Below are 19,592 nucleotides of genomic sequence, written 5' to 3' on the forward strand. Positions count from 1 at the left end.
CCTATTGGCAGCAGGTGGCCCAGCCGAACACTGGCGGCGTCGGGAACGCCGACTTGATGATGAAAAACCGCGAGTGGTAGCGGTAGGCGGCGTGCCGATAATGGTGATGATGCCGGAAATGCAGGCGCTGGCCATCGTCCGTGTAGAACGGATAGTCGACGCGTTCGCCGAGGTTCGGGTTGACCACCATCTGCGCGCTGGCGAGGGGGGTGCCGAGCGCGAGGAACGCGGCGACGGCGAGACCGACTCTGACGACTTTCATCACTATGCTCCTAATAGATCCGCTCGCGCTATAGCACGGGATAGGGCATGTCGGAATTCGGTTTCGGGGCTTTGGACCGGATTTGACATTGATCCGTGGTGGCCGCTTAAGGCGCTCCGTACACGCGTGATGCAGCGGACAGGCGGACCATGCCAAACTCTCAAGACCTCGGACCGAACGCGGATCTGATCGGCGCGCCGGACGGGCGCGATCGGCTCGAGACGCCGGCCCTCGTCCTCGACCTGCCGGCCTTCGAGCGCAATCTGGTGCGCATGGCGGCTTCGGCGGCGGGCCGTGGCATGGCCCTGCGCCCGCACGCCAAGACGCACAAAAGCGTCGAGATCGCGCGTCGGCAGATTGCTGCCGGCGCGTTGGGCGTGTCATGCACGGTGCTGCGCGAGGCGGAGATCATGGTGGCCGGCTGCATCCCCGGCGTCCTCATCACGTCGCCCGTCGTGACGCCGACGCATATCAAACGCCTGATCGCCATCGCGCGGCGCGCGGGTGCCGGCAACCTGATGGTCGTCTGCGATCATCCGGCGAATGCCGAAGCGCTGTCCGCGGCTGCCGCGTCGCTCGGCTTTCCGCTCGGCATCCTCGTCGATTTCAGTTCGGGCTACCATCGGACCGGCGTGGCAACGGAAGCGGATGCCGTCGCGCTGGCGGCGGCCGTTGAGGCACTGCCCCATGTAGAATTGCGCGGCCTGCAGGCCTACGCCGGCAACATCCAGCATATCGAGGACCGCGCGGCGCGCGCGGCGCGGGCGGCGGGTCTGCGCGAGGCCGTAACCCGAATCATCGCCGCGGCCGCGGTAGAGGGATTGCGTCTCGAGATCGTCAGCGGGGCCGGGACCGGCACCCATGATATGGACATGGCGCCGTTCACCGAGTTGCAGCCCGGGTCCTATTTGTTCGGCGACGCACAATATGCGCCTGTGCTTCGTGACGGTCTTGCGTCGCAACCGTTTGAGATCGCCCTTTTCGCGCAGGCGAGCGTGGTGAGCGTCAACGCGGCGGATTACGTCACGATCGATGCCGGGGTCAAAAGCCTCGCGACCGACGGGCCGCTGCCGCTCGTCGCGCGCGGCGTCGAAGGCGAGGCGACTTACGCGTTCTTCGGCGACGAACACGGGCGCATCTATGCGCCGAACCGCCCGGGGCTGGGAGCGAAGATCGAACTCGTCACGCCGCATTGCGACCCGACGGTCAACCTTCACGATTGGCTTCACGTCGTGGATGGCGACCGGCTCGTCGCGGTCTGGCGGATCGACGCCCGCGGCCACTGAAGGCGCAAACGCAAACGGCGCGGATAAGACCCGCGCCGTCGCTGTTCAAGGAAATTCTCGTTACGGGCAGTTGCTGCGATGCACCGTCTCGGAGTCGCCAGCGCCGTTCTCACGATGCACCGTCTTCGACTCGCAGCCGTGATCGCCACCGACGCCAAGAACACCGCCGACCGTGCCGGTTGCAGCGCCGACGGCACCGCCCACGACGCCGCCGACCGGACCGGCCGCCGCGTCGCCTTCATTGGCGCCATGTTCCGCGCCGCGGATCGTGCCCTGTGCAAAGGACGAAGCCGGCACTGCGATCACGAGACCGAGAGCGAGAATGGCATGTTTCATCGACATTGATTGATCTCCAGTGGTTTCGCCGTAAACGGCATGCCACCGGTCTCGTTCCCTCCTTTTTTCCACGACACGCGTCGGGCTCGATGAATTAGGATAGATTTGCGAGAGCATCCGCAGGCGCGACTGGTGATGATTCGATGCTCCGAACGGCATAATGCGGCCTCGGAACTACGCTCCAGCGTCTCCCGTTACCAAAATAAAAAATAAAACAGCAACTGAACGGGAAAAACGACCATGAGACTTACGATTCTGTGTGTCGCAGTGGCGACAACGCTTGCCCTCGCACCATCGATGACAATGGCGCAGAGCCCGGGCGACTCCGATAGTGCGACGGGCGCGGTGAAGATGAAGGGGCCGCCGAACGCCAACGGCATGTCCTCCGGCAAGACCATGCAGCCGGATCAGCCGACCTCGGGGCGCAGCGATAGCTCGGGCACCACGATGAAGCGACCGCCCAACGCTGACGGCGCGCCAGGGGCCCGTGGGTCGAACAACTGATTCGGACGTAAGGCGACGCTTTGCGACCGTGCGTGCGACGCTCTTGAATTTGCCGGAAAGGGCCAGGAATATCGCGGTAAAAGCAGGGGCTTGGAGCAAGGCCATATAGACGCGGTCATGTCCCAAGCCTAAGCTTGAATCGAATGGAGGTGCGTGATGGCAAAAGGTGACGGCGCTCAAAAGGAAAAGAAGAAGCCCAAGAAGGAAAAGCCGAAAGTGATCGCGGCGGCGGCTTCTCTGAAGATCGGCGCGAATGCCGACAAAAAGAAGTAGCCTTCGGCAGGACGAACAAAAAAAGCGGCGCCTCACGGGCGCCGCTTTGCTTTAGGGCAAGGCTCGTCGAGCCCGCGGGATCAATAACGGCAATGACGATGGCCGTGGCGGTAGTAGCAACGGTGACCGCGGTGGATGCCCAGCGCGCCGTTGACGGTACCGACACCGGCGCCGACTGCGCCGCCGACGACCGCACCGAGCGGACCCGCTGCGCGATCACCCTCATGCGCGCCTTCACGAGCGCCGCCGACAAGACCCTGGGCCTGGGCAGCGATCGGAAGCGACGCCAGAGCAAGCAGGCTGGCGGCGACGGCAAAACGAAGTTTCATCTGAGTCTCTCCAAACAACATGGGATACACATGGCGCGCTGAACGCTGCAGTCAAGCTTCAGCCGCCTAGGCGTTCGGCAGATGTCGATTTAACGTTACTCTTCGATAGGCTCGCCGGCCGCGTTCCAGTCGAGCATGCCGCCGGCATAATGCGCCGTGATGTCGGTCCGGCCCGCCGCCCGCGCCCGCTCCATCGCCACGAGCGAGCGTTTGCCCGACCGGCAGGAGAGCACGATGCGCTTGCCCGGCTCTTGCGGCGGCAGCGCCTCGGGATCGAAGCTCTGCAGGGGGTTGAGACCGGCGCCGGGAATATGACCATCGGCATATTCGTAGGGCTCGCGGACATCGACGAGCACGATCGTGCCGTCGGCCATGCCGCGCTTGAGGTCTTCGCGGCTGACGTTCTCGACGGTGAAAGAATCGGGCATGGGTGGGCGCTTTCCTGTGTTTGGCGAAACATAGGCGGTGACGTCGCCTAGTCCAAGCCTTTGCGCGCCCCGTGTTCGCTATCGGCTTGACGGCGGGGGAGCGGGGCGTGCATCTCGCCTCCAACAAGGGGGGCCGCATGCGCCGAAGGTACCATGTGCTCGATGTCTTCACGGCGGAGCCGCTCGCCGGCAACCCGCTGGCCGTTGTGCTCGACAGCGCCGGCCTCGACGCCGTGGCGATGCAGAAAATCGCCCGCGAGTTCAATCTGTCCGAGACGGTGTTCGTGGCCGAGCCCCGGGATCCCGTGAATTCAGCGCGGCTGCGCATCTTCACCCCCACCACGGAACTGCCGTTCGCCGGGCATCCGACGGTCGGCACGGCGGTCCTGCTCGCCAAGCTGCAGGCGCCGGATCTGCTGCACGGCCAGGATGTCGGCCTGGTGCTCGAGGAGGGCATCGGCCCCGTGTCCTGCAGCGTCCGCCATCGGCGCGGCGAGGCGGCGCATGCGTCGTTCGACGTGCCGCGGCTGCCGGAGCGGACCGGCGAAGGCCCGTCCCGCGACGAGGCCGCCAGCTTGCTCGGCCTAGCGCCGGACGATATCGGCTTCGGCGAGCACGGGCCCACCTGCTTTTCCGCCGGCGTGCCGTTCACCTTCGTGCCGCTCGCCTCGCTCGAGGCGCTCGGGCGGGCGGCGCTGTCCGGCGCCGCCACGGAGCGCCGCGCCTATTACCTCTACACGCCCGACGGCGCGCGGCGACCGCATGCCTATCGCACGCGGATGATCGCCTCGGGGCTCGGCGTGGCCGAAGACCCGGCGACAGGTTCGGCCGCCGCGGCCTTCGCCGGCGTGCTGGTGGCCAACGAAGCCTTGGCCGATGGCGATCATGATTGCACGCTGCATCAGGGCGTCGAGATGGGTCGCCCGAGCTTCATCGGCCTCGCCCTGGCCGTTGAGGGCGGCCAGTTGAGCCGCGTCGCCATCGGCGGCTCCGCCGTGATGATCGCGCAAGGGACGCTCGAGATTTGATGCGCACCCAGGCGATCCGGCGGGCGGCGACGATCGATTATCGCTGCGAGGCCTACGATTGGGCTTTCGCCCGCGACGCGGCCGTACGGATCGACGCGCATTGGGCGGATTTGCGGGCGGAAAAGCCGGGCCTGTTCGATGGGCGGGTGCTGGTGGCGCATGATCTCGCCATTGACCAGGCCGACGGCGGCACGTTGCGGGCGCGCGGCTTCGAGACCAATTACAAGCCGTTCCTCTGCTGGCGCGATTTCGGATTTCCCGGCGCGCCGGTGGTCAATCTTTTCGCGATGGCGGCGCTGCGCTCGGCAGACGGGGCCTTCATCCTCGGCGAGATGAGCGCCGGAACGGCAAGTGCCGGAAAACTCTACTTTCCGGCAGGCACGCCCGAGCCCGCCGATGCCGACGCCGCGGGCATCGTGGATCTCCAGGCCAACGCGCTGCGTGAGCTGGCGGAGGAAACCGGGTTCGGCGCGGCTGATGTCACGGTGGAGGACGGCTGGACCATCGTCTTCGACGACGCCCGCGTCGCCTGCATGAAGGCGCTGCGCTCGCCCCTCAGCATAGAGGCGCTGATGCAGCGCTTCGCGGTCTTCCGCGCGGCCGAAGCTGATCCCGAACTCGACGCGCTGGTCCCCGTGTGGTCGCCGGACGATCTCGACGCCACGCGGATGCCAGGGTTCATGCTGACCTATCTGCATGACGCTTTTGCCGCGGGGTGACCGGCTCGTCGATCTCGCGGCGCGCCTGAAACCGCTGTCCCGCGACCCGCCCGGCTTCATAGGAGTCGGGCTGCACGAGATGCCGCTTGATCGGCTTCGATTTGAAGGCCAGGCCGAGCTTGGCCAGATCGTCGTCGATGACGGCGTGTTTTACCGCAACGAGCTCCCGACCTGAGCCCGATAGCACGGTCTCATCGCGCGTGGCGCGCAACTTGGCGAGCTTGGTGCTGATCGTGTGTCCGAGGCCGACCTGGAAAGAGGTGGTTGCTCCGCGTCGATCGACGCCCAGAATCTCGATGTAAAGCGCGCTGCGTTGGAAGATGGTGGTCTCGGTCTCGAACGCCGCTGCGACCCGTTCGTAAAGATAATGCGCGGCTGCGACGTCAGCGGGCAGACCGAAGAATACGGTGCGCAGCGTGTCGGCTGCCGTCTTTTCCTGCCACGCCTTGCAGTCGCAAAAACCGGCGATGGAAGGCAGACACTCGTCCAGGGGACCGACGCGCTTGCGGTTCGAATCGACCCCGACACCTTCGCAGGTCTGCGTCCGGATATCGATTTCGCTGAGCGAGAGCCCATAGCGGTCGAGCAATTCGGCCACCTTGGAGGCGGCCGCCAACGCTTCTTCTTCGGTGCAACCCTGATCGATGGTCTTGGCGCGCAGGGCCCGGATGCGTTCGATGACGCGCGTCAGGTCGTCCTGATTTTTTCGCGGTTTCGCGGCGCCCGTCAGCTTGGTGCGCAGCGCCACGAACAGCGCCTGGGCTTCGCGCGGATAATCGTTCGTCGCGACCTCGTGTGCGATTGCGGCGGCGATGGTGTCGAGCGGGCTGAGGTCGCGCCCGGAGCCGACCGCCGCGCGTCGGTGCAACGTATCCATGAGAACGTCGGCGATGCGACGATACCCACGTGCGAGATCCATTTCGGCTTGCTGCGTGGCGGCAGCCTTGAAAAGAATCTTGAGGACTTCGCCCGGCGTTGCGACATTGCGCACGGTTTCAACGCTCGGCCCAGGCAGTTCCTCGTCCCCAAGGTCGGTCCAGAGCCGAGCGATCGCATCGAGCTCGTTCAATTCGAAGCCGTGGGGAGCGGGGTCGTCCGTCTCGGCAAAGTCGTTGAGGCCGGCGATCTTAGGGCCGCCATGACGAACGACATGACGATAGACGGCGGAAGCGCAGCGATGATCGTTGGTCAGCCCTTTTCCCGGCCGCACGAAATCCAGCGCGACGGCGAGCCCGGCGTCGTCGAGCGGCGTGACGACGCCGACCAGGCCGAAGAGATCGTCGGACAGCGGGCAAACGCGAGCGACCAGCGTCGATCCCACGACGGCTTGCGGGAGCTCTTCGTCGAAGATCGATACCGTCGCGCCCGTCGCCAGATTTTGGGCGGTAAAAACCGCGTCGGAGCGAGACAAGATGCGCAGAGGCAGAAAGCGGGCGTTCCGAAGGGACTTCAGCGCTGCGACATCGAATTCGGCGTCCGGAGGCCGGCGCTGCGCGAGTCGATCGAAGGTGGTCTTGCCGCTCGAGGACGGCTTAAACAGCTCGAGGTCCCCGGCAAGCATCAGAGCGACTACGGTGGTCGCCTCGGCTTCGCTTTCGTCCGTCTCGTCGAATCGGAGCGGCAGCCACTGCCGGACCACGTTCTGAATCTGCGGCTTCAGCGCGAGGCTCATGGCTTCATCATGGAGGGTCAGGACCGCTGCAAGCAGCCCCCGGGACTGAGCCAAAGGATCAGGGATCCTGCGATTTTGCGCTGTCGCCATCGGTCCTCCTTACGGTCAGACCCGTGTAGATATTAACGATGCTATCGCGCGTCATCATCCCCTGTCGTCGCGTTCCACAAGAGGCACGGCGCGATGATCACCCCTTCAGCCGCTCCAGCGCCAGCTTGTGCAGGCGGTGATCGCCCGAGGCGACGACGTCGCCGCCGGCGGCCGGCGGGCCGCCGTCCCAGTTGGTGATGATGCCGCCGGCCCCCTCGATGATCGGCACCAGGGCGACGACGTCATAGGGCTGGACGCCGGATTCCACAACGCAGTCGACGTGGCCGGCGGCGAGCATGGCGAAGGCATAGCAATCGCAGCCGTAGCGGACCAACCGCGCCTCGGCCTCGAGCCGGCGCAGCGCCGCAAGCTTGTCGTCTTTATAGAGCAGCGGGGAGGTCGTCATCACGGTCGCGACGGCGAGGCTGTTGCAGCGGCGCGTCGTCAGGCGGCGGCGCTCGCGGGCCTTGCCGAGGCCTGGGCCGTGCCAGTGCGCGCTGCCGCAATCGCCGACGAAGCGTTCGCCGGTAAAGGGCTGAACCATCATGCCGTAGGTCGGCTGGCCCTTGTGCATCAGGCCGATGAGGACGCCCCAGGTGGGCAGACCGGCGATGAAGGCCTTGGTGCCGTCGATCGGATCGAGAACCCAGACGTAGTCGGCGTCGGCGCGCACCGAGCCGAACTCCTCACCGACGATGCCGTGGGCGGGAAACATCGACTCGATCATCCGCCGCATCGCGACCTCGGCCGCGCGGTCGGCCTCGGTCACGGGATCGAAAATGCCGCCGCTGTTCTTGTCCTCGGTGCCGAGCGTGGTGCGGAAAAACGGCAGGATCGTCTCGCTGGCGGCGTCGCCGAGTTTTTCGACGAAGGCTGCAAAATCAACGGCTGTCATGGTGTGATGTCCCCCGGCGCGCTTGAAAGGCAGTGCCACGACCGCGCGGAAGCCGCAACCGGCGCTGGAATCCAGCTGCCCGGAAAACGCAGGGCTTGCCTGCGTACCTGCATATGCGCGGGAAAAGTCAACTGCAGCGCTTGATTTTTGTGCGGCGCACTGGCATCTTGTTGCGGTGCGGTAGCCTTGCTATCGCCGATGCCCTCCTTGGGCGTTTCCTCCCTAGACTTAGGCCGCTTGTGGTAACGCAGGCGGCCTCTTTTTTGGCCGTAAGCCAAGCGCGACCTATTCCGCTGCCGTCTTCACCGGGCTGCCGCGTTTCGTTGTCGCCTCGGCGAGCGCCGCCAGGACATCCGTCAGGTCCGCGGCGACATCGGTGAAGCGGCCGAGCTTTTCGATCCGCCGTTCATCCATGTAAAGAGCGCGGTTCACCTCGATCTGAACGGCGTGAACGCCGTTGAGCGGCGCCCCATAATGCTCGGTGATGAAGCCGCCGGCATAAGGCTTGTTGCGCTGGACGATGTAGCCAAGACGGCGCATCGCCTGTTCCAGCCCCTCCACCAGATCCTTGTCGCAGCTGGTGCCGTAGCGATCGCCGATGACGAAATCGGTCTTCAGCTTCTTGTCGCCGCCGAGGCTCACCAGCGCCGGGGCCGAGGGCATGGAGTGGCAATCGACCAGCACCGCGATGCCGAACTGCTGGTAGGAGCGTTCGAGCAGCTGACGCAGCGTCGCATGATACGGCTTATAGAGGCGTTCGATACGCTGGATTCCCTCGTCGACGGACAGCCGTGCGGCATAGATTTCCTGGGAATCACCGACGACGCGGGCGATCGTTCCGAGGCCGCCTGCCACCCGCACCGAGCGGGTGTTGGCGAAGCCCGGCAGGCGTCCGTCGAACATCCGCGGGTCGAGTTCGTAGGGTTCGCGATTGAGGTCGAGATAGGCGCGGGGAAACCGCGCCTTGATCAGCGGCGCGCCGAGCGCCTGGGCGCCCGCGAAAAGTTGATCGACGAAGGCATCTTCCGAACGGCGTAGCGCGAAAGCGTCGAGGCGGGCGCTCTGCAGGAAGCGGCTGGGATAAATCGACCCCGAATGCGGCGACGAGAACACGAGCGGGCAGGTCAAGCTTTGCGGCTCGACGACGTCGAAGGGCGGATCGAGTTCCGGCTCATGCGCCGGTTCGTGCGACCCGCCGAAGGAACCTGTTGGCTCCCCGTTGCTCATTCATCCTCCCGGGAGAGCGGGCAAGGCCCGCCGATGAGGCTTCTGCATGGGTTACGCATCGCGCCTGAAATCCGTCCTATCGCTTAGAGCGCTTCTTGGCCATGATGGGAACCACTCCTGCGTCTCAACGAGTCGAAGCGGCATCATGCCGACGCCAATTCTATGTCTATGATGCCGGCGTTCTCTTCAAGAGGCGGGTCGCTAACGAAGAGCGGCTTGCCGAACGCCAGACAATCGCCCAGCATTCATTCGATTTTTACATACCCGGCGCCATATGGGCGGCGTTGCGAGGGTGGGACATGAACGATACGGATGACATGGTGACCGGAAAAATCCTGCTCGCTGAAGATGATAACGATATGCGGCGCTTTCTGTCGAAGGCCCTGCAGAATGCCGGCTACGACGTATCGTCGTTCGACAACGGCCTGTCCGCCTACAACAGGTTGCGCGAAGAGCCTTTTGAGCTTCTGCTGACCGATATCGTGATGCCGGAGATGGACGGGATCGAACTGGCCCGACGCGCCACGGAGCTCGATCCCGACATCAAGGTGATGTTTATCACCGGCTTTGCCGCAGTCGCGCTGAATCCCGACAACAACGCGCCGAAGCAGGCCAAAATCCTGTCGAAGCCTTTCCATCTCAAGGATCTGGTCAACGAGGTGCAGCGGCTTCTCGCCGCTTGAGACGTCTCGCCGCGGCCGATCCGCGGATTTCCGTGCGGGGATGCCGCTTTCCGGTTGCGTCCCCCGATCCTTGCCGATATATCCGGCCTCTCGCGAACGACCCGAGTTCGCGGACGACCAAGTGCGTAGGGCGCGTAGCTCAGCGGGAGAGCACTGCATTGACATTGCAGGGGTCACAGGTTCAATCCCTGTCGTGCCCACCACACTAAATCTTTGATTTAGCTGGTGAACTTGGTTTTAGATTTCAGCGAGCATTCTGAGGCTTTGGGCCGTGGACGGCGGCCACGATATCGGGTGGGTCGTGCCGTGATCGGGTGTCTTCGCCGTTGAAACGCCAAATGTTTCGGGAACTTAAAGAACAGGCCGGACTTGTGTCCTCGATTTTCTAGGGAGCAAGCCGAATGCCGCGCTATTTCTTCCACGTGAAAGACGGCGACACGTCCCTCGATCATGACGGCGTTGTCTTTTCGAGTGTGGAAGAAGCCAAATCCCAGGCCCTGGAAACAATGGGCGAGATTCTGCGGGACGAGGGACGAAACCCCTGGACCGCAGAGACGTGGCGCATGCACGTCATGGACGAGGACGGCAAGACGGTCTGCCAACTCTACTTCGCCGGTAACTCGAAGAGCACGGGAAAGACCGAGCCCTTTGCGGCGACAGAACTGCTCCCATAACGACGCAATAGCAGAAGCGGCCGGACAATCTCCGGCCGCTTTGCGTTCGCTGTCGATCACGGTATGCCGACGGCTGATTACTGGCCTTTGGCGGGCGGGGTCGTGCCGGGGGAGGCGCCGACGGTGCCCGGCGCACTCTTCGACGTGGCGCCCTGCTGCGCCTTCACGCCGCCTGGATCGGTCGCGACGCCATTGGCGTTGACGTTGCCCATTGCACCCGTCGCGCCGGGTGCGGCGCCCTTGCCGCCACCCTCATCCTTGTTCATCGACTGGGCTTGCGCGGCGCCGAGCGAAAGCAACAGCGCGAGACTCGCGCAGGTCAAAATCTTCATGGGGCTTCCTCCAAATTGTTTTATCGATTGGGCACGAGTGCCGCGCATCCAACCGTGAATTTGGAGGAATGTTCCCGCTAGTCCGCGATCTGGAAGGGAAGGGCGATGTCCGCGATCTTCGGGCTCTCGAGATCGCGCAGCGTATAATGCAGCACGTAGGACCCGGCCGGAAAGCCGTCGAGGTTCAGTGATGCCGTCAGCATCAGCTCCTTGACCTTGGCATGCGACGCCGTCGCATAGGACAGAAAGTTCTTCTGGCCGGCGAGGATCTTGCCGTCCGGCGTGAGGATCTCGAAATCGAGTGATACGCCGAAGGCGAACAGGCCGTCGGCCGCGGGCGCCCAGGCATAGCCGACCGGTTCGATATAGGTCAGCAGGGTTTCACCTGGCTTGAACGTACTGGTCGGGCGCGGCGTGTAGGCGCCGAACAATAGCGCCTTTTCCGACACGAACATCGCGTGCTCGCCGCTCAGCGGCAGCGTCGTCCAGATGGCATCGACGGCGGATTGAGCGTCTTGCAAACGCGTCACGGGCTTTTCCTCCGGCGGACCGGCCTGCGCGCCGCTTGAGCCAAAGCTACCGCAGCACAGGGCGATCGACATACCAAAACGGATAGTCCTGGGATAGCGGGCTGGCATGAAGCGTCCTTCGGCGGCGGCCTTCCGCCGGCGCTGACCATACGCGACGCCGGGCGCGACACCATCCTCCGGTCGTTGAATCATGCCCGTATCGAAAAATTATATGACGATCGACATATTGAAAGCTCGGGTCATCAGGAGCATTTATCAACTGCAGGCACATACCTGTTAAAAGGAGATCGTCATGGACGCTTCGCTCGACACGGACACGCTCAACAACGGCATCGACGGGCTGCATTTCGCGCCGCGCTAGGTGCAGCGGGGTGCCCTCGGCCCGCGCTTTATGCCGGTGCCCCGATGACGACCGTCGAGGCACCGTAAAGATCGGCGGCGATGAGCATGTTGCTCATCGCGCCGAGCCCGGTGGCGCGCGTCGTGACGACGTCACCTTCCTGCAGAAACACCGGCGGTTCGCGGGCGCTGCCGATGCCGGCGGGCGTTCCCGTCAGGATCACGTCGCCCGGTTCCAGCGTCATGCCGAAGGAGAGCTCGGCGATCAGCTCGGCCACGGTGAACGCCATCTGGCTCGCCATGGCACTTTGCATCTCCACGCCGTTGACGAGGCATGCGAGGCGCACGCTCGACAGGTCGATAGCGTCCGCCGTCACGATATACGGGCCGAGCGGCATCGTGCCGTCGATGCTCTTGCCCTTCAGCCATTGCCCGCCGTGGCGGCGTTGCAGATCGCGCTGCGATACGTCGTTGGCGAGCGTGTAGCCGAAAATGTGGTTTGCGGCGTCGTCCACGCGGATGCTGCGACCGCGCTTGCCGATGATGACAGCGATCTCGGCCTCGTAATCCCATTTGGCGGAGATGCGGGCATCATAGGCGATCGGGTCGAGCGGTCCGATCACGGCATGCGGAGCCTTGGTGAAGAACACCGGCGCGGTCGGGCGTGCCACCTCCTGGTCGCCACGCTTGCCGACACTCTCGTCGAAATGCGCCCAGTAATTCCAGCCGGTGCAAAGAATGTCGCGACCAAAACGATCGATCGGGGCGAGCAGCGCCGCCCCGGCGAGGGGAACGCGCGGCGCACCCGGCACGGCGGCGGCGACGGCAGCAAGGCCGTCGGCACCGGCGCGGATCACATCGACCATGTCGCCGAGGTATGGCGGCAGGACGGCGATCATCGCGTCCTCGACGACGCCGAGACGTGGCGCGCCGTCGAGGCTCAATCTCAAGATCTGCACGCTGGGATTCTCAGACGCCGACCAGCGCCAGGACACGCAGCGGACTGCCCGAGCCGTTCTCGATCTTCAGCGGCGGCGTGATCAGGATGGCCCCTGTCGGCGGCAGCTGATCGAGATTGGTGAGGCTGGCGAGCCCGAGCTTCCCCGCGCCGTGCATCATGTTGTGCGCGGGAAACGGCGGCTCGAACATGAAGGCCTGGCCGTGGTCGGTGCCGACGCATTCGACGCCCCAGCCGTTGACGTTGCGCTGCCCCACCAGAAAGCGCATCGCTTCCACCGAAGGGCCGGGCGAGTGCGGGCCGTCTTCCTTCATGTTGAGGAAGGCGTCGGGGTCGCTGCGTTTCGACCAGTCGGTGCGCATCAGCACCCAGGCGCCGTCCGGAATGCGGCCGTGCTTCGCCTCCCAGGCCGTGATGTGGTCGGGCTGGAGGGTGAAGCGTTCGTCGGCGGCAGCCTCTTTCGAGCAGTCGATCACCACGGCGGGGGCGACCAGGCGCTGCGCCGGCAGCGTGTCGGTGTAGCCGTCGGCGTAATCCTTGCCGGTGACCCAATGGACCGGCGCGTCGAAATGAGTGCCGGTATGCTCGCCCATGGAAATGTTGTTCCAGTACCAGGCGGGCCCGCGTTCGTCGTAGTGCGAGATTTCCTCGATACGGAAGGCGTTCGACGGGGCGATGGGCGGCGGGAGGCCGATCACCGGCGTCGAAGGACTCAAGGTCTGGGTGAGATCGACGACGCGGATCCCGCCGCTTGCGAGCGCCACGGCGACTTGGGCTAAAAGCTCGTTCGACATTCTCTCTCACTCTTTCCTGAAGTGTTGGACCTGAAACCGCGGGTGCCGATCGGCACGCAGTGGCGCGTGGTGAAATCGGGGCCGGCGGGTCGAACTTCGATCGCGAGGCTGCGGCGCTCGTTTGCTTGCGCGGCAGGTCGCGAGATTAAGCTGTCTTGCTTCGTTGTTTCAAGATGATGACTCGGGCGGCGATCGGACATCGCTCATTGCGCGGGCGCTGTGGGTTTCCACAGAACCGTGCTGGCGCCCTTCTCGTATCCCATGCCGTGAGGATAACTGATCGCCTCGAGCTGCAGGCCCCAAGGCGCATAGAAATAGAGGATGGTTTCGCCCGACGCCGGCCCCTCGGCGATCGGGATCGGACCCTTCAGGGTGCGGATGTGCTTGCTGTCGAGATAGTCCTTCGCCGCCTGCACGTCGTCGACATAGAGCGCGATGTGCATGCCGCCGATGTCGCTGTTTTTCGGGATCGCCGTCTTCTGGTCCGGCGCGGTATATTTGAACAGCTCGATGTTCGATCCGGCCTTGCAGCGGATCATCGTGATCTGTTCGATCACGGCCGCGCGGTCGACGTCGAGGACATCCTTCATGAAGGTGCCCGAGTCCTTGAACGGCCCGAAGGTCATCGCGGCATGGCACCCCAGGACGTTGGTGAAGAAGTCGATCGCCTGCGCCATATCGGGCACGGTGATCCCGGTGTGGTCATGGCCGCGCAGACCCGGCAGCGTGTCGGCGCGTGCCGTGCCGGTGATCGCGAGCAGCCCCGCTGCGGCAAGGCCCAATGTCTTCAACGTCACCCGTTTTTTGAACATCATCACAGGACTCCCGGAACGAAGGTTGGCGATCATGCAGCGACGTCTACGCGCGTTAGCCAGGTCGAGTCGGGCACCGGCAACGGGATGGCGTCGATGAGGCTGCGGGTATAGGCGGCACGCGGCGCGTCGAAGACGACGTCGCAAGCGCCTTCTTCGACGATCTCGCCCTGACGCATCACGATGACGCGGTCGCAGATGGCGCGGATGACGGACAGGTCGTGGCTGATGAAGGCCATCGCCAAGCCCATCTCGCGGGTGAGCGCGCCGATCAGGCGCAGCACCTGCGCCTGCGTCGACACGTCGAGGCCGGAGACGATTTCGTCGGCGAGGACGAAGTCCGGCTTCAGCATGATGGCGCGGGCGATGCCGACGCGCTGGCGCTGGCCGCCGGAGATTTCGTGCGGATAGCGCGTCAGCACGCCGGGCGGCAGGCCCACGCGCTCGAGCGTCATCGCGGCCTGCTGATCCGCCTCGCGCATCGTGCGCGCAACCTTGTGGAGCAGCAGCGGCGCGGTGAGGATGCGGCGGATCCTATGCCGCGGATTGAGCGACGACATCGGATCCTGAAAGATCATCTGCATGCGGCGCCGCAACGGCCGCATCCTCTGTTCGTCAAGGCCGGAGACGGGCGTGCCGTCGAACGCGATGGAGCCGGACATCGGCGCGATCAGACCGAGCAGCGCACGGCCGAGCGTGGTCTTGCCCGAGCCGGATTCGCCGACGATGCCGACCACTTCGCCGCGCGCGATCGAAAGCGAAACGCCCTTCACGACCGGCACGATCGGTTGGGAAGCGCCGAACGCCGCGCGGCGGTAGCCGATGACGAGGTTCTGGGCGCTCAGCAAGGGTTCAGCCATGGGTGGCCCCGTCGAAGCCGGCGATCTCGGCGCGGCAGGCGGCGATGACGGCGTCCGGAACCGGGATCAAGCCGTCCACGGGCCGGTCGTAGCGCGGCGTCGCCCGCACCAGCGCCTTGGTGTAGGCGTGTCGCGGCTTCAGCAGAAGATCCGCCGTCAAACCATGTTCCATCACCTTGCCCTGGTAGAGCAGGGTGACGCGATCGCAGATCTGCGCGACGACGCCGAGATCGTGGGTGACGAAGATCGCGCCGGTCTTGTGCCGCGCCTGCATCGCGCGGATCAGTTTGAGGATCTGCTTCTGCACGGTGACGTCGAGCGCGGTCGTCGGCTCGTCGGCGATCACCAGCTTCGGCTCCAGCGCGAAGGCGGCGGCGATCAGCACGCGTTGCCGCATGCCGCCGGAGAGTTCATGCGGATAGCAGCGCATGACGCGTTCGGGCTCGCGCATCTGCACTTCGTCGAGCAGCGTGAGCGCCCGCTCCCGCGCGCTTTTCGCGGAATGGCCTTTCCACATGCGCAAACCATCGGTCATCTGCGCTTCGATGCGGCGGCTCGGGTTGAGGGCGGTCAGCGGGTCCTGCGGGATCAGCGCGACTTCGGCCCCGAGCAGCCGGCGCAGCTGCCTTGCGTCGAGGCTCAGCAGCTCGGTGTTGCCGAGGATGATCGCGCCTTGCGTGATTCGCACGGTGCGCGGCGTCATGCCGAGAATGGCGCGCGCGATCGTCGACTTGCCGGCGCCGCTTTCGCCGACGAGGCCGTGGATTTCTCCGGGCGCCACCGCGAGCGACACGTCGCGCAGGATCGGCGCACCGTTGTCGCGATCCGAGACGGCGGACAGGCCCTCGATGCTGAGGAGTCTTGGTTCGCTCATCGCCGCATCACCGGATCGAGCGCGCGGCGCAGGCCGTCGCCAAGCTGGTTGAAGGCGAGGACCGTGGCGAACACCGCGGCGAGCGGCGCGGCGAACACCCACCAGGCCTGGTAGATGATCTGCCGCCCGGAGGCGATCATGCTCCCCCAGGTCGGCGTGTCCGAGGAGACGGACAGGCCGACGAAGGAGAGGATCGCCTCGATCACCACGGCGATCCCCATCTCCATCGCAAGAAGCGCGATGAGGCCGGGCATGACGTTGGGCAGGATCTCGCGGAACAGGATGGTCCAGCGCCCGAAACCGAGCGTCCGCGCGGCGACGACGTAGTCCGCCTGCGCGTTGGCCATCGTGTCGGCGCGGATCACCCGGGCGAACCGCGTCCAGTCGATGATCGCGATGGCGACGATCACGGTGCCGACGCCGGAGCCGAGGATCGCGACGATGAGGATCGACAGCAGCACTGCCGGGAAGGCCATCCAGATTTCGATGAGGCGCGAGACCGCGATATCGGTCCAGCCATCGAAATAGCCGGCGAGAAGGCCGAGCAACGATCCAACGGTGCCGGCCGCAACGCCGGCCACCACGGCGACGGTCAGTGCGACGCGCGAGCCGAAGATCAGGCGCGAGAGCACGTCGCGGCCGAGATCGTCGGTGCCGAGAAGATGCGCCGGATCCGCACCGGCGAGCCAGAACGGCGGCAGCGCTGACGCCATCAGATCCTGTTCCAGCGGATCATGCGGCGCGATGGCCGGTGCGAACACGGCGATGATCACCAGAAGCAGAACGAAGCCGCCGCCGAGGCCGAGTTTGGGATTTTGGAGAAGGCGGATCAGTGCAGGAAAACGCGGTCGGCCGCGTGTGCGCGAAAAGGGTTTCGGCATGGCCTGACTCGGGGACACTTGCGCCTCAACCATGGCGGAGTTTCGGGTTGAGGCCAACCACCGTGAGGTCGACGACGAGATTGGTCAGGATGAAGAGGAAGCCGAAGGTCAGAACGATGCCTTGGATCAGCGGCAGGTCGCGATTGATGACGCCCTCGATCGCCATGTTGCCGAGACCGGGAAAAGAAAAGATGCGCTCGACGATCACCGTGCCGCCGAGCAGGAAGGTGAACTGCACGCCGGTCAGGGCCAGCGTCGGGCCGATCGCGTTGCGCAGCGCCTCGCGGGTGACGATCCGCAACTCGGAAAACCCTTTGACGCGCGCAAGGAGGACGTAGTCCTGCACCATGGCCTCGTCGAGCGCACCCTTGAGCACGCGGGCGATGATCGCGGCGAGCGGCAGAGCGAGCGCCAGAACCGGCATCACAAGGTGGGCGGCGGCATCGCGCACGGCCGCGCCCTGGCCTGTCACCAGGGCCTCCAGAAGATAAAACGGAGTATGAAATTGCGCGCCGAGGCTCGGGTCGACACGGCCCGACATCGGAAATAGCGGCACCGCGACGCCGAACAGCAGCACAAGCAGCAGGGCCCAGACGAAATCGGGAATGGCGAGCAGCAGCCCGGTCGCACCATCGACCACCGCTTCGCCAGCGCGGCGCTTGCCGAGCGTGCCGATCACCGCGAGGGCGATGCCAAGCACGAGGGCGACGCCGAGCGCGCAAAACGCCAGTTCGAGGGTCGCCGGCAAGCGCTCGCCGATCAACGCCACGACATCGCGGCGGAGCGAAATCGACGTGCCGAAATCGCCGTGCAGCATCGCGCCGAGCCACACAGCGAATTGCATCGGGAGCGAGCCGTCCAGCCCGTAGTGTGCGCGCAGCGCCACGATGTCGGCCGGGCTGGCGCCGGGACCGATCATCATGGCGATGGGGTCGCCCGGCGCGACGCGGAGCAGCACGAAGACCACCAGCGCGACGCCGAACAACGTCACCGCCATCATTGCGGCGCGGTGGGCCGCGCCGGCGATCACGGGCGCGCCTGGATGACGAGGCCCGCTTTACACATCACGCCTTGGCGACCAGGGTCGGCTGCATCGCCGCCGACTCGTTCGCGGTCACCTTCAGCGCCTTCTTGAAGATGACCGGCTGAACATACTGCAGCAGCGGGATGATCAGAGCATCGTCCGCCACCGCGCGATCGACGGCCTTCCAGCCAGCGATGCGCTTCGTCTCGTCCTTCTCGCCCCACAGAGGCCCAATCATTCCGAGCACCTCAGGGCCCTTCCAGGCGCTGTGCGGAGACATCGGGAACATCGCGAAGCCGGTCGAATTCGTCGGATCGCCGGTGGCATTGCCCCAGTTGTAGAAGGCCGCAGGCCCGAGTTTGCCACTCAGGCGCAACTCGTAGTGCTTGGCGATCTCGTAGACTTCGATCTCGGCCTGGATGCCGACCTTGCGCCACATGCCGACGATCGCCTGGATCATCTCATAGTCTTTCGGCTTGTAGCCGCGCGTCGTCTGGATGGTGAATTTGACGGGCTTCTCCGGCGAGAAGCCGCTGGCCTTCAACAGCTCCGCCGCCTTCTTAGGATCGTAGGCAATCTTGATCGCGGGATCGTAGGCCGTGTAGATCGGCGCTTCCAAGGTGCTGATCGGCACGCCGTAGCCCTTGAGCAGGCGCTTTACCAGCGCCTCCTTGTCGATGGCGAGGTGGGCGGCCATCCGCACGTTCTTGTCGAGCATCGGCGCGACATTGGTGATGAAGATCAGGCCGATGTCGGAGACCGGCGTGGCGACGCCGGCGAACCCTGGTTTGGCGCGCAGCCGATCATATTCCTCGTAGGGGATTTCGAGGGTGAGGTCGGAAGAGCCGCTCTCGATTTCGGCCACCCGGCTCGTCGCATCGGTGACGAACTTGAACACGACGGTCTCGAACGCCGGCTTCGGCCCCCAGTAATGCGGATTGGCCTTGAGACGGAGGAACGCGTTGCCCTGATACTCGTCGACCATGTAGGGGCCGGTGCCGATCGGCTTCTTCTCGAAGCCGTCCGCCCCGACCTTCTCGAAATAGGCTTTCGGCATGACGTATCCGGTCATGAAGCCCATCCACATGAAGATGGTGGGCTCGAAGGAGACCACGTCGGCGGTGATCTTCTGCCCGTCGATCTTGAAGTTGGCGATCTTCGACCAGATGAACTGGATCGAGTTGGCCCCCTTCGGGTCGCCGGCGCGGGTCAGCGACCACACGATGTCTTCGGGCGTCAGCGGCGAGCCGTCGTGCCAGGTGACGCCGGGGCGGACATCCATCCAGATCTTGGTCTTGTCTTCGTTCCAGCCCCAGGCTGTGAGCAGACCCGGCTCCCAGCTGAGATCCGGCTTCTGGCCGATATATTGGTCGAAGACCGAGCGGTAGATCGCCTGGATGCTCGGGTTGACGCCGGACGGTCCCATCGTCGGATCGAAGGAGGGCAAATTGACGTGGTAGGCGATGGTCAGCGTGCCGTTGTCCGCGGCCTGGACGGGGATGCGTCCGGCGAGCAGGCTGGCGATGAAGCCCCCCGCGCCGAGCGCCATCGTCTGCCGGCGTGACAGGGCGTGCTGGGGTGACAATCCAACCATCCGTTTTCCCCAAAATTGCGGTACGCCAACAATAACAAGGCCCGCGCTCACTCCTTCAAACTTAAAACGTTATCGGTGTTTCCGCTATGGCCGCATTGCAGTGATTTTGCGCAGCCGCTGCAGAATGTTTAGGCGCGCTTCGTTCGATAAAGATGCAGATGATGTCTAACAAGACATTGCCCATTTCC

Annotated in this window: 23 protein-coding genes and 1 tRNA gene; 7 read left to right on the plus strand and 17 right to left on the minus strand. The window is 64.8% G+C overall.

Annotation, left to right across the window (positions count from 1 at the left end; all coding sequences use genetic code 11):
- Position 1: 1 nt before the first annotated feature.
- Positions 2-262, minus strand: a complete 261-nt coding sequence (locus tag GSQ79_RS26525) for a hypothetical protein (protein WP_158811747.1) — start codon at positions 260-262, stop codon at positions 2-4.
- Positions 263-411: 149 nt separating this feature from the next.
- Between GSQ79_RS26525 and GSQ79_RS26530 the strand changes: the two genes are divergently transcribed.
- Positions 412-1,548, plus strand: coding sequence for an alanine racemase (locus GSQ79_RS26530; protein ID WP_158811748.1), 1,137 nt, complete (start codon positions 412-414; stop codon positions 1,546-1,548).
- Between the two features lie 60 nt (positions 1,549-1,608).
- Here the strand turns inward: GSQ79_RS26530 and GSQ79_RS26535 are convergent, their stop codons facing one another.
- Positions 1,609-1,884 (minus strand): hypothetical protein, encoded by a 276-nt coding sequence (locus GSQ79_RS26535; protein WP_246725617.1) that lies wholly within the window; start codon positions 1,882-1,884, stop codon positions 1,609-1,611.
- Between the two features lie 240 nt (positions 1,885-2,124).
- Between GSQ79_RS26535 and GSQ79_RS26540 the strand changes: the two genes are divergently transcribed.
- A complete protein-coding gene (locus GSQ79_RS26540; RefSeq protein WP_158811749.1) occupies positions 2,125-2,388 on the plus strand; it encodes a hypothetical protein in 264 nt (87 codons plus the stop codon).
- Between the two features lie 353 nt (positions 2,389-2,741).
- Here GSQ79_RS26540 and GSQ79_RS29955 read toward each other — a convergent pair whose 3' ends face one another.
- On the minus strand, positions 2,742-2,990 hold the full coding sequence (locus GSQ79_RS29955) for a hypothetical protein (protein ID WP_246725603.1): 249 nt from the start codon (positions 2,988-2,990) through the stop codon (positions 2,742-2,744).
- 95 nt (positions 2,991-3,085) lie between these two features.
- The gene (locus GSQ79_RS26550; protein ID WP_158811751.1) at positions 3,086-3,418 is read right to left on the minus strand and encodes a rhodanese-like domain-containing protein; all 333 of its coding nucleotides are present in this window, start codon (positions 3,416-3,418) and stop codon (positions 3,086-3,088) included.
- A 137-nt stretch (positions 3,419-3,555) separates the two neighbouring features.
- Between GSQ79_RS26550 and GSQ79_RS26555 the strand changes: the two genes are divergently transcribed.
- Both GSQ79_RS26555 and GSQ79_RS26560 read left to right on the plus strand, forming a co-directional pair.
- On the plus strand, positions 3,556-4,446 hold the full coding sequence (locus GSQ79_RS26555) for a PhzF family phenazine biosynthesis protein (RefSeq protein ID WP_158811752.1): 891 nt from the start codon (positions 3,556-3,558) through the stop codon (positions 4,444-4,446).
- On the plus strand, positions 4,446-5,165 hold the full coding sequence (locus GSQ79_RS26560) for an NUDIX hydrolase (RefSeq protein ID WP_158811753.1): 720 nt from the start codon (positions 4,446-4,448) through the stop codon (positions 5,163-5,165). The genes GSQ79_RS26555 and GSQ79_RS26560 overlap by 1 nt, the downstream gene beginning before the upstream one ends.
- Here the strand turns inward: GSQ79_RS26560 and GSQ79_RS26565 are convergent.
- The 3 genes from GSQ79_RS26565 to GSQ79_RS26575 form a co-directional block, all read right to left on the minus strand.
- Positions 5,125-6,891 carry a DUF2786 domain-containing protein gene (locus tag GSQ79_RS26565; RefSeq protein ID WP_158811754.1) on the minus strand — a complete coding sequence of 589 codons (1,767 nt, stop codon included), beginning with the start codon at positions 6,889-6,891 and terminating at the stop codon, positions 5,125-5,127. The two genes, GSQ79_RS26560 and GSQ79_RS26565, sit on opposite strands and share 41 nt — an antisense overlap.
- A gap of 133 nt (positions 6,892-7,024) precedes the next feature.
- Positions 7,025-7,822: a histidinol-phosphatase gene (hisN, locus tag GSQ79_RS26570; protein ID WP_158811755.1), complete on the minus strand. Its 798-nt coding sequence runs from the start codon at positions 7,820-7,822 to the stop codon at positions 7,025-7,027.
- A 285-nt stretch (positions 7,823-8,107) separates the two neighbouring features.
- On the minus strand, positions 8,108-9,049 hold the full coding sequence (locus GSQ79_RS26575) for an N-formylglutamate amidohydrolase (RefSeq protein ID WP_158811756.1): 942 nt from the start codon (positions 9,047-9,049) through the stop codon (positions 8,108-8,110).
- A 299-nt stretch (positions 9,050-9,348) separates the two neighbouring features.
- Between GSQ79_RS26575 and cpdR the strand changes: the two genes are divergently transcribed.
- From cpdR to GSQ79_RS26590, 3 genes are all read left to right on the plus strand, one after another.
- Positions 9,349-9,732: a cell cycle two-component system response regulator CpdR gene (gene cpdR / locus GSQ79_RS26580; RefSeq protein ID WP_305764643.1), complete on the plus strand. Its 384-nt coding sequence runs from the start codon at positions 9,349-9,351 to the stop codon at positions 9,730-9,732.
- A gap of 128 nt (positions 9,733-9,860) precedes the next feature.
- Positions 9,861-9,935, plus strand: a tRNA-Val gene (locus tag GSQ79_RS26585).
- A gap of 198 nt (positions 9,936-10,133) precedes the next feature.
- Positions 10,134-10,406: a hypothetical protein gene (locus GSQ79_RS26590; protein ID WP_158811757.1), complete on the plus strand. Its 273-nt coding sequence runs from the start codon at positions 10,134-10,136 to the stop codon at positions 10,404-10,406.
- A 77-nt stretch (positions 10,407-10,483) separates the two neighbouring features.
- On the opposite strand, the gene GSQ79_RS26595 is transcribed toward GSQ79_RS26590, so the two are convergent.
- The 10 genes from GSQ79_RS26595 to GSQ79_RS26640 all read right to left on the minus strand — a co-directional run bounded on the left by GSQ79_RS26595 (position 10,484) and on the right by GSQ79_RS26640 (position 19,359).
- Positions 10,484-10,738: a hypothetical protein gene (locus GSQ79_RS26595; RefSeq protein WP_158811758.1), complete on the minus strand. Its 255-nt coding sequence runs from the start codon at positions 10,736-10,738 to the stop codon at positions 10,484-10,486.
- Positions 10,739-10,815: 77 nt separating this feature from the next.
- On the minus strand, positions 10,816-11,268 hold the full coding sequence (locus GSQ79_RS26600) for a hypothetical protein (RefSeq protein WP_158811759.1): 453 nt from the start codon (positions 11,266-11,268) through the stop codon (positions 10,816-10,818).
- A gap of 389 nt (positions 11,269-11,657) precedes the next feature.
- Positions 11,658-12,566: a fumarylacetoacetate hydrolase family protein gene (locus GSQ79_RS26605; protein WP_158811760.1), complete on the minus strand. Its 909-nt coding sequence runs from the start codon at positions 12,564-12,566 to the stop codon at positions 11,658-11,660.
- 10 nt (positions 12,567-12,576) lie between these two features.
- Positions 12,577-13,359 (minus strand): cyclase family protein, encoded by a 783-nt coding sequence (locus tag GSQ79_RS26610; protein ID WP_158811761.1) that lies wholly within the window; start codon positions 13,357-13,359, stop codon positions 12,577-12,579.
- 203 nt (positions 13,360-13,562) lie between these two features.
- Positions 13,563-14,174, minus strand: coding sequence for a VOC family protein (locus GSQ79_RS26615; RefSeq protein WP_246725604.1), 612 nt, complete (start codon positions 14,172-14,174; stop codon positions 13,563-13,565).
- Between the two features lie 29 nt (positions 14,175-14,203).
- Positions 14,204-15,031, minus strand: coding sequence for an ABC transporter ATP-binding protein (locus GSQ79_RS26620; RefSeq protein ID WP_158811762.1), 828 nt, complete (start codon positions 15,029-15,031; stop codon positions 14,204-14,206).
- Positions 15,024-15,905, minus strand: a complete 882-nt coding sequence (locus GSQ79_RS26625; RefSeq protein ID WP_158811763.1) for an ABC transporter ATP-binding protein — start codon at positions 15,903-15,905, stop codon at positions 15,024-15,026. The genes GSQ79_RS26620 and GSQ79_RS26625 overlap by 8 nt, the downstream gene beginning before the upstream one ends.
- Complete coding sequence (locus tag GSQ79_RS26630; protein WP_158811764.1) at positions 15,902-16,786, minus strand: ABC transporter permease; 885 nt, start codon at positions 16,784-16,786, stop codon at positions 15,902-15,904. The genes GSQ79_RS26625 and GSQ79_RS26630 overlap by 4 nt, the downstream gene beginning before the upstream one ends.
- Positions 16,787-16,811: 25 nt before the next feature.
- Positions 16,812-17,783 carry an ABC transporter permease gene (locus GSQ79_RS26635; protein ID WP_174243281.1) on the minus strand — a complete coding sequence of 324 codons (972 nt, stop codon included), beginning with the start codon at positions 17,781-17,783 and terminating at the stop codon, positions 16,812-16,814.
- A 67-nt stretch (positions 17,784-17,850) separates the two neighbouring features.
- Entirely contained in the window at positions 17,851-19,359 is a 1,509-nt protein-coding gene (locus GSQ79_RS26640) for an ABC transporter substrate-binding protein (RefSeq protein WP_158811823.1), read from the minus strand.
- Positions 19,360-19,592 lie beyond the last annotated feature (233 nt).

Source organism: Beijerinckia sp. L45 (assembly GCF_009765775.1).
GTDB lineage: Bacteria > Pseudomonadota > Alphaproteobacteria > Rhizobiales > Beijerinckiaceae > RH-AL1.